The 12,290-nt window shown below is 62.8% G+C and carries 12 protein-coding genes and 1 pseudogene; 2 read left to right on the forward strand and 11 right to left on the reverse strand.

The annotated features are described in order from the left end of the window. Positions 1-141 precede the first annotated feature (141 nt). Positions 142-1,311, reverse strand: a complete 1,170-nt coding sequence (gene pobA / locus AC1DWI_RS03220) for a 4-hydroxybenzoate 3-monooxygenase (protein ID WP_477669402.1) — start codon at positions 1,309-1,311, stop codon at positions 142-144. Positions 1,312-1,437: 126 nt separating this feature from the next. Between pobA and AC1DWI_RS03225 the strand changes: the two genes are divergently transcribed. Further along, positions 1,438-2,283: an IclR family transcriptional regulator domain-containing protein gene (locus tag AC1DWI_RS03225; protein WP_477669403.1), complete on the forward strand. Its 846-nt coding sequence runs from the start codon at positions 1,438-1,440 to the stop codon at positions 2,281-2,283. Here AC1DWI_RS03225 and AC1DWI_RS03230 read toward each other — a convergent pair. The 10 genes and pseudogenes from AC1DWI_RS03230 to AC1DWI_RS03275 form a co-directional block, all read right to left on the reverse strand. After that, a complete protein-coding gene (locus AC1DWI_RS03230; protein ID WP_477669404.1) occupies positions 2,280-3,128 on the reverse strand; it encodes a DMT family transporter in 849 nt (282 codons plus the stop codon). The genes AC1DWI_RS03225 and AC1DWI_RS03230 overlap by 4 nt on opposite strands. A 187-nt stretch (positions 3,129-3,315) precedes the next feature. After that, complete coding sequence (locus AC1DWI_RS03235; protein WP_477669405.1) at positions 3,316-4,071, reverse strand: ABC transporter ATP-binding protein; 756 nt, start codon at positions 4,069-4,071, stop codon at positions 3,316-3,318. Positions 4,072-4,185: 114 nt separating this feature from the next. Continuing rightward, positions 4,186-4,401 carry an ABC transporter ATP-binding protein C-terminal domain-containing protein gene (locus AC1DWI_RS03240; protein WP_477673711.1) on the reverse strand — a complete coding sequence of 72 codons (216 nt, stop codon included), beginning with the start codon at positions 4,399-4,401 and terminating at the stop codon, positions 4,186-4,188. 15 nt (positions 4,402-4,416) lie between these two features. Continuing rightward, a pseudogene (locus AC1DWI_RS03245) lies at positions 4,417-4,935 on the reverse strand (ABC transporter ATP-binding protein); the annotation flags it as partial. Further along, positions 4,928-5,950 carry a branched-chain amino acid ABC transporter permease gene (locus AC1DWI_RS03250; RefSeq protein WP_477724361.1) on the reverse strand — a complete coding sequence of 341 codons (1,023 nt, stop codon included), beginning with the start codon at positions 5,948-5,950 and terminating at the stop codon, positions 4,928-4,930. The gene AC1DWI_RS03250 and the pseudogene AC1DWI_RS03245, both read right to left, overlap by 8 nt. Then, positions 5,947-6,810, reverse strand: a complete 864-nt coding sequence (locus tag AC1DWI_RS03255; RefSeq protein ID WP_477669408.1) for a branched-chain amino acid ABC transporter permease — start codon at positions 6,808-6,810, stop codon at positions 5,947-5,949. The genes AC1DWI_RS03250 and AC1DWI_RS03255 overlap by 4 nt, the downstream gene beginning before the upstream one ends. A 138-nt stretch (positions 6,811-6,948) precedes the next feature. Then, positions 6,949-7,575 carry a LysE family translocator gene (locus AC1DWI_RS03260; RefSeq protein WP_477724362.1) on the reverse strand — a complete coding sequence of 209 codons (627 nt, stop codon included), beginning with the start codon at positions 7,573-7,575 and terminating at the stop codon, positions 6,949-6,951. Positions 7,576-7,757: 182 nt separating this feature from the next. Further along, a complete protein-coding gene (locus tag AC1DWI_RS03265; RefSeq protein WP_477724363.1) occupies positions 7,758-8,945 on the reverse strand; it encodes an ABC transporter substrate-binding protein in 1,188 nt (395 codons plus the stop codon). A 196-nt stretch (positions 8,946-9,141) separates the two neighbouring features. Beyond that, complete coding sequence (locus tag AC1DWI_RS03270; protein ID WP_477669409.1) at positions 9,142-10,719, reverse strand: benzoate-CoA ligase family protein; 1,578 nt, start codon at positions 10,717-10,719, stop codon at positions 9,142-9,144. A 96-nt stretch (positions 10,720-10,815) separates the two neighbouring features. Beyond that, positions 10,816-11,307, reverse strand: coding sequence for a flavodoxin domain-containing protein (locus AC1DWI_RS03275; RefSeq protein WP_457280740.1), 492 nt, complete (start codon positions 11,305-11,307; stop codon positions 10,816-10,818). Between the two features lie 134 nt (positions 11,308-11,441). Here AC1DWI_RS03275 and AC1DWI_RS03280 point away from each other — a divergent pair. After that, positions 11,442-12,290, forward strand: an 849-nt coding sequence (locus tag AC1DWI_RS03280) for a helix-turn-helix transcriptional regulator (RefSeq protein WP_477724364.1), incomplete at its 3' end; no start/stop codon positions are given.

Genomic DNA, 12,290 nt, shown 5'->3' on the forward strand with positions numbered 1-12,290 from the left:
GTGTGGTGCAGGTGCGCAAGTACTACGCCGCGCCAGCGGAGCTGCTCGATGACCCGGCGCAGTTGCTGGTATGGGCCCGGCAGGCGATCAGTGCGGCGAGCACGGCCTGACAAAAGGAAAAGGCCCGCAGAAAAAGGCTGCTTAAAGCGGCAGGCCCACGTAGTTTTCAGCCAGCGCCGTTGAAGCGGCCTGCGAATGGATCAAATAATCCAGCTCTGCCTCCTGGAGCTTTTGCCCGAAGCCGCCTGCATCGGGAAACTTGTGCATGAGTGACGTGAACCACCAGGAAAAACGCACAGCCTTCCAGACGCGGCGCAGGCAGGTGTCTGAATAGCTGTTGATACCGGCCTCGCTACCGTCGTAAAACTCTGTCAGCGCGCGTGCCAGGTAACGCACATCGCTGGCCGCCAGGTTCAAACCCTTGGCGCCCGTGGGCGGCACGATGTGGGCCGCGTCGCCTGCCAGGAAGAGGCGGCCGAAGCGCATGGGCTCGGCGACAAAGCTGCGCAGCGGCGCAATGCTTTTTTCAATAGAGGGACCTGTGACCAGGCTTTCCGCCAGCTCGGGCGCCAGGCGGCGGCGCAGTTCGTCCCAGAAGGCGTCGTCGCTCCAGTTCTCCACCTTGTCGTCCAGCGGGCATTGCACGTAGTAGCGGCTGCGGGTGTGGCTGCGCATGCTGCACAGGGCAAAACCGCGCGTGTGGTTGCTGTAGACGAGTTCGTGGGAAACGGGCGGCGTCTCTGACAGCACGCCCAGCCAGCCGAAGGGATAGACGCGCTCAAAGGTCTGCAGCGCATTGGCCGGCACGCTGGCGCGGCTCACGCCGTGAAAACCGTCGCAGCCGGCGATGAAGTCGCATTCCACTTCGTGCGCCACGCCGTGCTGCACATAACGCACCTTGGGGTGTGGCCCGTCAAAGTCATGAAGGCTCACGTTTTCGGCTTCATACGCGGTTGCCAGGCCTGCTGCGGCGCGCGCGTCCATCAGGTCGCGCGTGACTTCGGTCTGGCCGTAGACCATCACCTGTTTGCCGCCGGTCAGCTGCTGCAGGTCAATGCGGTGATGGGTGCCGCCAAAGCCGAGGGCAAAGCCGCCGTGCACGAGCCCTTCCTTGTGCATGCGGCCGCCTACACCGACCTCGTCAAGCAGGTCGGTTGTACCTTGCTCCAGCACGCCTGCGCGTATGCGTCCCAGCACATACTCTTTGCTGCGCTGCTCAATCACGATGGCATGGATGCCGGCCTTATGAAGCAGCTGGCCCAGCAAATGCCCGGCGGGGCCGCCGCCCACGATGGCTACCTGTACGCGCATGGTGTCTCCGTTCAATTTGTCGGGCAATGTGCCCCAAGCGAGAAGGTTATGCGGCTGCGTGCGCCGCGCCCAGCGCGTGGCCGCGGCTTTGCACGATGTCCGGCTCACTTGTGCGATGATCGCGCAATGGTCATCTCAAAAACCGCTTTGAAAACCGGCGCTTTCCCGATCGCCAAGCCCGACATGATTGAAGGCATGGCCAAAGGCATGGCCGTGCTCGAGAGTTTTGACACGCAGCGCCAGCGCCTGAACGCCACGCTGGCGGCGGAACGCGCGGGCATCACGCGGGCGGCCGCGCGCCGCCACCTGCTCACGCTCACACACCTGGGTTACCTGGAAACCGACGGCAGCTATTTCTGGCTGGCTGCCAAGGTGCTGCGCTTTTCAGGCAGCTACCTGGCCACCGCACGCCTGCCGCGCGCTGTTCAACCCGCGCTGAACCGGCTGGCCGCRCAAACGCAGGAGTCGTTTTCCGTCGCAGTGCTGGACGGCGACGAGATTGTCATCATTGGCCGCAGCGGTTTTGAGTGGAAGTCACCGGCAGACAGCGGCAGGGCGACGCCGGCGCGCGTGCTGGCTTACGGCTTGCACCTCGGTGCGCGCCTGCCGGCGCATGCGACTTCCACCGGGCGCGTGCTGCTGGCTGCCAAGACTAAAACCGGGTTCAATGCATGGCTGAAAGCCAGGACCGACACAGGCAACCTGGCGCGGTTGACCCTGCACACGACGACCGATCCGCGCAAACTACGCGCCCTTGTTGACCAGGTGCGGCTTGACGACTACTGCGTGGCCAGTGAAGAGCATGAACTGGGTGTGCACGCCCTGGCCGTGCCGCTGCGTGACATGCAGGGGCACACGGTGGCCGCGCTCAATGTGGTGTCGTCGCCGCAGCGGCTGAGGCCGGAGGCCATGCGGCGCGAATTGCTGCCCTTGCTGCTGGATGCCGCGAGGGAGCTGCGTTCGCTGCTTTAGCTTTTGGGTGGCGAAGGGCGCACGGCCAGCGCGACGCCGCCCAGAATGGCCGTGCAACTAGCGGCGAGCGTCCAGCCCAGCGGCTCTCCAAGAAAGACGATGCCGCCCAGTGCGGTAATGGCCGGCACTGAAAGTTGTACCGAGGCCGCCGTAGTGGCGGGAAGCCGCCTCACCGCCGCGTACCAGATGATGTAGCCCATCCCGGAAGTGATCGCACCAGAGGTCACCGCATACGCCGCCCCGCGCATGTCCCAGATCAGTTGCGGGAACATCAAACAGGCCAACAACAGTGCCAGTGGTGTGGCGCGCAGGAAGTTTCCTGCGGTGGCCTGCGTCGCATCACCGGCGTGTTTTCCGCGCAGCGAATACACCGCCCATGCCATGCCGGCCAGCAACATCAGCAAGGCCGATGGCAAGCTTGGTGCGGCGGCGCCGGGCAGCAACAGCGCGATGAGGCCCGCCACGGCAATTACCAGGCCGGCGCTTTGCCTGGCGTCCAGCCGTTCGCCGCGGGCCAGCCCGGTGCCCAGCATCGTGAGTTGCACCGAGCCGAACAGCAGCAGCGCGCCCGTGGCTGCCGGCAGGCTGACGTAGGCCAGCGAGAATGCGGCAGCGTACACGAACAGCGCACCGGCCGACGGCCAGTTGCCGGTCGCCGTGACACCACGYCGCCACATGAAAAGCCAGAGCACCAGCGCACCTGAAGCGATGCGAAGGGCTGTAAAGCTGGCCGCGTCAATCGGTGTGCTGCGCAGTGCGAGGCGGCACAGGAGCGAGTTGCCCGCAAAGGCGAGCATGGCCAGCACGGTGAGGCCCAGCGTTGAGGTGGCCGGTGATACTTTCATGGTGACCGCTCCCGGGCGAACTGTGCGTTCAGGCCGACGCCGCGTTGCGTGCGCCCGTCGGCGCCCTGCGCTTGGGCTTGCCAACTTTTGCCAGCCGGCCGCAGCGGCGGCTAGGGACTGACGGAAAAGCGCTTGGACATTTCTGGGCGGCCAAAGTTTCAGTCATGCCAGGATGGTGACTCCCGGCTCATACGCCAAGGTATTGCGCCAGCAGTTCGGGTTTGGCGTGCAGCTCGGCCGAGCTGCCTTCAAATACCACCTGGCCCTTGACCAGGATGACATTGCGGTCGGTAATCTGGGTGACGTGTTTCCAGTTCTTGTCGACGATCACGCTGCTGATGCCGGTCTCTCGGATCAGGCCGCAGATGCGCCAGATGTCCCGCGCAATCAGCGGCGCCAGGCCTTCGGTGGCTTCGTCGAGGATCAGCACGTCGGGATTGGTCATCAGTGCGCGGCCGATCGTCAGCATTTGCTGTTCGCCACCGGAAAGCTGCTGCCCGCCGTGGTTCAGGCGTTCTTTCAGGCGCGGAAAGGTCTCCAGCACGCGCTCGTAGGTCCAGTCGTTTCTGCGGCCCACGCCGTCTGCGGCGCTTCCTGGTCTGCCGGCGCGCGCCGCCATCTTGAGGTTTTCGGTCACGCTGAGGTTGCCGAAGATGCCGCGGCCTTCGGGCACATAGGCGATGCCGAGGCGGGCGATTTCGTAGGGCGGGGCGCCCGTCATGGGCCTGCCGTTGATGGCGACCGAGCCCGAGCGTGGCTTGACGAGGCCCATGATGCTTTTGAGCAGCGTGCTCTTGCCCATGCCGTTGCGGCCCATGAGGCCTATGGTCTCGCCGCGCGCGACGTGAAAGTCTATGCCGCGCAGTACGTGGCTGGCGCCGTAATAGGTGTGAATGTCCTGGGCGCCGATCAGGATGTCGATCTGTTTCTCAACCATGCTCATAAGGTCTCCAGGCGGGGCCGCAGCGCCGGGCCGCCCCAAGCAAGGCCAGCCCCTGGTGAAGTGAAAGGGGCAGCGCGCCGCAGGCTCGAAGTGAAAAGCGTGGGGGCCATATTCTCAGTGCTCCTCGCCTAAATACGCTGCCTGCACGCCTGCGTCGGCACGGATTTGCGCGGGCGTGCCGCTGGCGATCACCTGCCCGTTGACCATCACGGTGAGCTTGTCGGCCAGCGCGAACACCGCGTCCATGTCGTGCTCGACTAGCAGGATGCCGTGGTTTTTCTTGATGGCCTGCAGCAGGGCGACCATGCGCTCGGCTTCGGCCACACCCATGCCGGCCAGCGGCTCGTCGAGCAGCAGCACCTGCGGCTCGGTGGCCAGGGTCATGGCGATTTCGAGTTGACGCTGCTCACCGTGGCTGATAGTGCCGGCGATGCTGTGCTTGCGGTGTTGCAGGCCAGCCAGTTCCAGCGCTTCTTCGGCGCGGGTGTTGACTGCCGCGAAGTTCGTGGCACGCTTGAGCCAGTGCGCGGCATGCGGCGCACGCGACTGTGACGCCAGCCGCACGTTTTCCCAGACGCTGAAGGGCAGGAAGATATTGGTCTTCTGGTAGCTGCGCCCCAGTCCCTTGCCCGAGATTTTTTCGGGTGTCCAGCCAGTGATGTCATGCCCGCCCAGCGTGACCGTACCCGAGGTCGGCGGCAAGTCGCCAGAGAGCAGGTTGGTCAGCGTGGATTTGCCGGCACCGTTGGGGCCGATGACGGCGTGAATGTGGTTGCGCCAGAGATCGACCGATACGTCGTTGACGGCAGCCAACCCGCCGAAGCGTTTTGTCAGGTTCTYTGCACTGAGGAGGACTTCACTCATGGCCAGCCTCCGCCTTATTCTTGCGCTGGGTGAATTTTTCGACCAAGCCCAGGATGCCGCGCGGCGCAAACGTGACCAGCAGCACGATAAAGAGGCCCATCCACAGCTGCCAGTGCTTGCCCAGGTTGACGCTGCCGATTTGCGGCAGGTCCTTGAAGACGTGCAGCAAATACTCAAAGGCGAACGCGCCAACGATGGCACCGGCAAAATTGCCCATGCCGCCCAAAATGACCATCATGATCGCGTGCGCGCTCATGTGAAAGCCCATGAGCTCGGGGTTGATGTAGCCCGTTTGCGCACCCCACAGGTAACCCGCCAGACCCGCCAGCGCGCCGGCCAGCGTGRAGGCGGAGAGCTTGTAGCCGAAGGTGCCGAAGCCCATGGCGCGCATKCGGTGCTCGTTGACGCGTATGCCGGCCAGCGTGCGGCCAAACGGGCTCCAGAGCAGGCGGCGCAAGAAGGCGTAAACCAGCAGCACGGCCGCGAGCGTGAAGTAGTAGAGCGTGACCTTCTTGTCGAGGTCGAAGGGCACCCAGCCGAAGATGGCTGCGCTCGGCTTGAAGTTGACGTACAGCCCGTCAGAGCCGCCCAGCGCCTTGTTGTCGAAGAAGAGGTAGAACACCATTTGCGCGAAGGCCATGGTGACCATGATGAAGTAGATGCCGTGCGTGCGCACTACAAAGAAACCGATGATGAGGGCGGCCAGGCCAGAGGCCGCCACGGCCACAGGCAAGGTCCACCACAGGCTGACAGGCTCGCCGGCGGGTGTTAAAAAGGCCAGCGCATAGCCGGCCAGGCCGAAGTAAGCCGCGTGGCCCAGCGACACCAGACCGGTCACGCCCTGCAGCAGGTCCAGGCTCATGGCAAAGATCGCCATGATCATCATGCGCGTGACCATCTGGGTGTAGAAGTCGGTGCCGACGAAGGGGAAGGCGACCAGCGCGATCAGACCCAGGCCCAGCGCCACCTGCACGCCGCGCGGCAGGATTTCGAGATTTGCTTTGGCAGAGCTCATTGCTTGAACAGACCTTCAGGTTTCCAGAGCAGCACGCCTGCCATCAACATATACACCAGCATGCCCGCCATCGAAGGCAGGAGCACTTTGCCAAAGGTATCGACCAGGCCGACCAGCAAGGCGGAAATCAGCGCACCGCGCACCGAGCCGATGCCGCCAATGACCACCACCACAAAACACATGATGAGGACTTGCGAGCCCATGTTGGGATAGACGCTGGCCACGGGCGCGGCGATCATGCCGGCCACTGCGGCCAAGCCCACGCCCAACGCGAACACCACGGCGTGGATCAGCTTGATGTTGATGCCCAGCGATTCGGCCATGTCGCGGTTAAAGGCGCCGGCGCGTATCTTCATGCCCAGGCGGGTTTTGGAGATCATGAAATGAAGGCCCAGTGCCAGCGCGATGCACACGCCTGACATGAAGAGGCGGTAGACCGGGTAGGAGAGGTTGTCGGTGAGCGGGATCGAGGCGCCCAGCAGGTCGGGAATCGTGACGCCATGGACATCGTCGCCCCAGAGGATGGAGCGCACTTCTTCAAAGATATAGATCAGGCCGAAGGTCAGTAACACCTGGTCCAGGTGGTCGCGCTGGTAGAAATGGCGAAACAGCAACCACTCCAAAGCCAGCCCGAAGACGACCGACAGCACCGCGCCCAGCAGGATGGCCAGCGTGAGGCTTCCTGTCAGCGTGCTGAGCGACCAGGCCAGGTAGGCGCCCAGCATGTAGAAGCTGCCATGAGCCAGGTTGACCACACCCATGATGCCGAAAATCAGCGTGAGGCCGGCGGCCAGCATGAACAGCAGCAGGCCGTACTGGACGCTGTTGAGCAACTGAATGAGGAAGTTGGCTAGATCCATGTGCGCTCTAAAAATTCGGAGACTGTGAATTGACGGCAATGCCAGCCAGCAGGGGCCGCGGAACCGGCTTCGCCGGGCCGCAGGCGCAGCGCCCCCTCGGGGGGCAGAGAGCTACACAAAGTGAGCGAACGTGGGGGCTCATGTATGTCGGCGAGTGAATAGGAGCAGGCTGCCCATCAGGGTAAAGAGGCCACCCGAAACGCGGTTAAACCAGCGCACGGCCCGGCTGGATCTCAGCAGCGGTGCGATGCGCGCCACGCCCAAGGCGCAGCCGGTCAGCACGGTGAACTCAAACGCCATGAAGGTGAGGGCGAGGATGGCGAACTGCGGCACAAAGGGCGCGGCCGGATTCAAAAATTGCGGGAAGAACGCGGCAAAGAACAGGACCGCTTTGGGGTTGYTGGCGCCGACCAGGAAGCCGCGCAGGAAAAACGAACGGCGCTGGGCTGGTGCTTCACCTGCGGCAGGATCAAAGACAGCCGCTTCACTGCGGAAGGTCTTGATCCCCAACCAGATCAGATATGCAGCGCCAATCACCTTGGCTACGGTAAAGGCGGTTTCAGACGCCGCCAGCAACGCGCCTAGTCCCATGGCCGACAGCAGCATCACACACAGCACCGCGCTGACGCTTCCAGCCACCGAAGTCATGGCCTTGCGCGGACCATGGTTGAGCGCATTCGTCATGCACATCAGCATGGTCGGGCCGGGTGTGAGGATCAGCAGGGCGACTGCTGCGACGTAGAGGAGGTAGGTAGTGAGCGTCATGGTGAGGATGCTACAAGACAGAAAGCACACCTCATACCAGTTTTACCTAAGAATGAGGCGGGGCGGCCCATGTGACTTCATACCAGCATGAGCCGCGGGACTGGCTTTGCCAGACCGCAGGCGGGCGGCCCCCTCGGGGGGCAGGGAGCTACACGAAGTGAGCGACCGTGGGGGCCACGTCTTCAGGCCATCTTGCAGCCGGCGCCCGAGTCGGCCAGYGCCTTGGCTGCCACACCAATCACCTTGTTTTCCTTGTTCTCGACCACGCGCAGGTACATGTCCTGCACAGGGTTGTGCGACGGGCTCATGGTCCACTTGCCGCGCGGGCTGTCGATGACGGCGCCTTCCAGGGCTTTGTAGAGGGCCGGCTTGCTGCTCAGGTCGCCCTTCACCGCGTTGGCGCCCTGAATCAGCAGCAGGCCGGTGTCGTAGCCCTGCACGGCGTAGACGTCGGGCTGCAGTCGGAAGGTCTTGGCGTAGCTCAGGCGGAACTGGCCATTGCGCTGCGTCGGTAGCGAGTCGCTGTAGTGCATGGTCGTGATGATGCCGTTGGCAGCGGGGCCGGCGGCCTCGAGCACGCCTTCTGTCAGGAAGCCGGAGCCGTACAGGGGAATTTTTTCCTTCAGGCCCGAGGCGGCGTAGTCCTTGATGAATTTGGCCGCGCCGCCGCCGGCGAAGAAGCAGGCCACGGCGTCAGGCTTGAGCGCGGCGATTTCGGTCAGCAAGGCCTGGAATTCGACCTGCGGGAAGGGCAGGCCGAGCTCCTTGACGATGGTGCCGCCCGCAGCGGTATAGCTTTCCTTGAAGCCTTCAAAGGCCTCGTCGCCTGCGGCATATTTCCAGGTGATCCACACAGCCTTTTTGTGGCCGCGGTCAACCATGGCCTTGCCCAGCGCGCGCGTGGGCTGCGAGTTGGTGAAAGACGTGCGAAACACATTGGGCGCGCACAGGCTGCGCGTGGCGGCGTGCACGCCGGCGTTGGGGATCAGGCTCAGCACGCCGGAGTCGCGGGCGACTTTCTGGATGCCCATCTGCACGCCCGAGTGCACCGTGCCGACGAGCACGTCGACCTTGTCGCGCTGCACCAGTTTGTTGGCGTTTTCAATGCCTTTGGAAGGTTCGGACTCGTCGTCGACCTTGAAGTATTMGATCTCGCGGCCGCCGAGTTTGCCGCCTTGTTCGTTGATGGCCATGCGAAAGCCGTTTTCAATGGCGACGCCGAGCTGGGCGAAGGTGCCGGTATAGGGCAGCATGAAACCCACACGCACCTTGGCGGACTGCGCACGCACGATTTCGGGCAGCAAAAGGCCGGTGGAAGCGGCACCGATAACGGCAGCACTGCGGGTCAATACAAGTCGGCGTGAAGTCATGGAATAGCTCCTGGTTGAGACTGAAGACAGTGAGACGAATAGTAAGCGTGCGTTGTGTATGCAGCCCTAGTGTAAAACCCGAGATTGAAGATTAAATTGTTTACACCTAAAGCAATAGCCGTGCCCGATTTGCGCATTTTTTCGGCCCGCCGGCGCAGGGTATTTTCCGGCTGCCTGCTTCCCGGGGTTTTCCATGTCAGTGCGGCTGGCGCAGCTTGAAGCGCTGGATCTTGCCGGTGGCCGTCTTGGGCAGTTCGCTCACAAATTCAATCCAGCGCGGGTATTTGTAGGGTGCAAGCTGCAGCTTCACATGGGCCTTGAGTTCGTCCACGGTGGCGGCCTGCCCGGCCTTGAGCACCACATAGGCCTTGGGCTTGATGAGTTCGTCAGCGTCGGCCACGCCGATCACCGCCACTTCCAGTACGGCGGGGTGCGTCATCAGGCAGGCTTCGACTTCAAACGGCGAGACGTAAATGCCGCCGACCTTGAGCATGTCGTCGCTGCGCCCGCCGTAGGTGTAGTAGCCGTCAGCGTCGCGGGTGTATTTGTCGCCGCTCTTGGTCCATTCGCCGGCAAAGGTGGCTTTGGTCTTGGTGCGGTTGTTCCAGTACATGATGGCCGCGCTGGGCCCGCTGATCTGCAGCTCTCCGATTTCCCCGTCGGCGCATTCACGCCCGTCGTCGCCGATGATGCGCAGCCCGTAACCCGGCACGGCCTGGCCGGTTGTGCCGTAGCGCACCTGGCCGGGACGATTGCTTAAAAAGATGTGCAGCATCTCGGTGGAGCCGATGCCATCCAGGATTTCGCAGCCGTATTGCGCGGTCCATTTTTTTCCGATTTCAGCGGGCAGGGCTTCCCCGGCGCTGGTGCACACGCGCAGGCGCAACTCGGACTTCGCCGGCCGGGCCGGATCGGCCAGCAGGGCCGCATACAAGGTGGGCACACCATAAAAAATCGTGGGCTGGTATTTTTTGAGCAATGCAAACACGTCAGCAGGCGTGGGCCGCGCGGGCAGCAACACCGTGGTGGCACCCACACTCATGGGAAAAGTCAGTGCGTTGCCCAGGCCGTAGGCAAAAAAGAGCTTGGCAGCGGAATACACCACGTCGTCTTCCCGGATGCCAAGCACGCCGCGGCCATACAGCTCGGCCGTCTGGATCAGGTGGCTGTGCAGGTGTACGGTGCCTTTGGGTGCACCGGTCGAGCCGCTGGAGTAAAGCCAGAAGCAGACCCCATCGGCGCAGGTGTCTGCTATGGTTTTGGTAGCTTCTTGCGCACGCAGGACGCCACTCAGCGTGGGATATCGCGGGGATTCTTCAATGCCGGCGACGATCACGGTTTTTAGCGTGTCCATTTTTTTGAGCAGTGGCTCAAAGGCCGGGAGCAGGGCACTGGAGACGATAAGGCCCTGTGCCCGCGAGTCGCGCAGCATGAACTCGAAGTCGGGAGGTGTGAGCAGGGTGTTGGCCGCCACGGGCACCGCACCCGCAAGAATGCAGCCGAGGAAAGCGACGGGCCACTGCGGCGTGTCCAGCATGGCCAGCAGCACGCGGCTTTCAGGGGCCACCCCCTGGGCACGCAAGGCGTTGGCAAAACGGTGGGCCTGGTCGATGAGTTCGCCGTAAGTCAGCGCCTCGCCGGTGGTGGCATCGATGAAGGCGACCTTGCCCGCACGGCCGGCATTGCGCTGCAGCAGGTCGTGCGCGGCGTTGTAATTGCGCGGAATGGTTACCCGTGGCGGGCTTGCCGAATGGTCTGCGCTGCTTGCTTGCATGCTTGTCTCCAGATTGCTCTTGCTATTATTTTGGTAGCTGCTTGCGCATGCACATCAAGCGCTACGGGCCGATTTCTTATAAATTCATGATGCAGATCAAGCGGTGGCCGGGCTTGCTCCCAGCGTCTGCAGTGCGCCGGTGAGCCACTGGCGGCACCACTCAGTGCCTTCTGTTTCGGGCATGGTTCCGCTGCTGGCGTCGTGGCACCAGATATCGCCGATGCGCTGGGCGCCCAGGTCGGTCAGGCGTTCGTCGAACTTCTTGCCGCCGAAGCAGAAGGTCTGCATATAGGTACGGTCGCCGAGCGCGATAACGCCGTAGCGCACATGCCCCAGGAATTGTGGGTTGGCGCTCAATGATTCGTAGAGGGCACGGGCGTTGTCGGGTACATCACCAGAGCCGTAGGTAGAACTGCAGATGAGATAAAGTGCATCTTCCGCCTTCGAAGCATCAAAGACGCTGATGTCCAGGTTGTCCATCAGTTCGACTTCAATGTCGCTCACGAGGTCGGCGCAATCCATCTGTATGGCCTGTGCCACATAGTCGGCGGTACTGGTCATGGTACCTACAAGGATTTTGAGTTTCATCAAGAAGTCTCCAAATAAAAGATGCACTAAACTGCTTGACATCAATTTAACCTGAAGTATACTGCAATTTAGACGAAATGCAACTGGCAAAGCCCTGAAAGGGCGACTTTTTACACAGGTGCTTCTTGGAAATCATGTCCGAACAGGAATCGAAAGCCACGCTCAGTGAACTGGGCGCCCGCGTTCGTGCGTGGCGCGCGCGCCGGGGCATGACGCGCAAACAGCTGGCGTCGGACTCTGGCCTGAGCGAACGCTTTCTGGCCGATGTGGAAACCGGCAAGGGCAACGTTTCGATCAATTCCCTGGAAGCCGMGGCCCGCGCGCTGAACATCTCTATCCTTGAGCTGCTGCAGGACGCGCCGCGGCCGGCTTTGGCCCGTGTGCAGGGCTTGTTGACGCGGCTGGATGATTCGCAACTGGACCAGGCCTACAGCCTGCTCGGCAGCACCTTCGGCCTCAGCGACTCATTGGGCCGCGAGCAGCGGGTCGCGCTGATCGGCCTGCGTGGCGCCGGCAAGTCCACCTTGGGCAGCCAGCTGGCGGCCGAGCGTGGCGTGCCTTTTATCGAGCTGGACCGCGAGATTGAACGCGAAGCCGGTACCAGCATGAACGAAATTTTGCTGCTGCATGGGCAGGCCGGCTACCGGCGCTATGAGCGCCGCGCGCTGTTCCGCATCGCCGAAGACCACCCGGATGGCGTTGTCATGACCACGGGCGGCAGCATCGTGAGCGAGCGCGAAACCTTCGATTTGCTGCAAAGCCGTTTTTACTGCGTCTGGCTCAAAGCCAGCCCCGAAGAACACATGGCCCGCGTGGTGGCCCAGGGCGACATGCGGCCTTTCGACACGACCCGCGGCGCGACCGACGAGGCGATGGAAGACATCCGCCGCATCCTTTCGAGCCGCGAAGCGCTCTATGCCCGCGCCGACGCCGTGGTTGATACCGCTGCGCGCACACTGAAACAAAGCCTCAAAGACCTGGAA

Source organism: Polaromonas sp. P3_C2, from assembly GCF_056402675.1.

Bases quoted from the DNA above. Each gene is read 5' to 3' on its own strand.
- AC1DWI_RS03275 (WP_457280740.1), bottom strand. From the start codon at position 11,307: ATGAAACTCAAAATCCTTGTAGGTACCATGACCAGTACCGCCGACTAT.
- AC1DWI_RS03270 (WP_477669409.1), bottom strand. From the start codon at position 10,719: ATGCAAGCAAGCAGCGCAGACCATTCGGCAAGCCCGCCACGGGTAACC.
- AC1DWI_RS03255 (WP_477669408.1), bottom strand. From the start codon at position 6,810: ATGGATCTAGCCAACTTCCTCATTCAGTTGCTCAACAGCGTCCAGTAC.
- AC1DWI_RS03240 (WP_477673711.1), bottom strand. From the start codon at position 4,401: ATGGGTGTGGCCGAAGCCGAGCGCATGGTCGCCCTGCTGCAGGCCATC.
- pobA (WP_477669402.1), bottom strand. From the start codon at position 1,311: ATGCGCGTACAGGTAGCCATCGTGGGCGGCGGCCCCGCCGGGCATTTG.
- AC1DWI_RS03235 (WP_477669405.1), bottom strand. From the start codon at position 4,071: ATGAGCATGGTTGAGAAACAGATCGACATCCTGATCGGCGCCCAGGAC.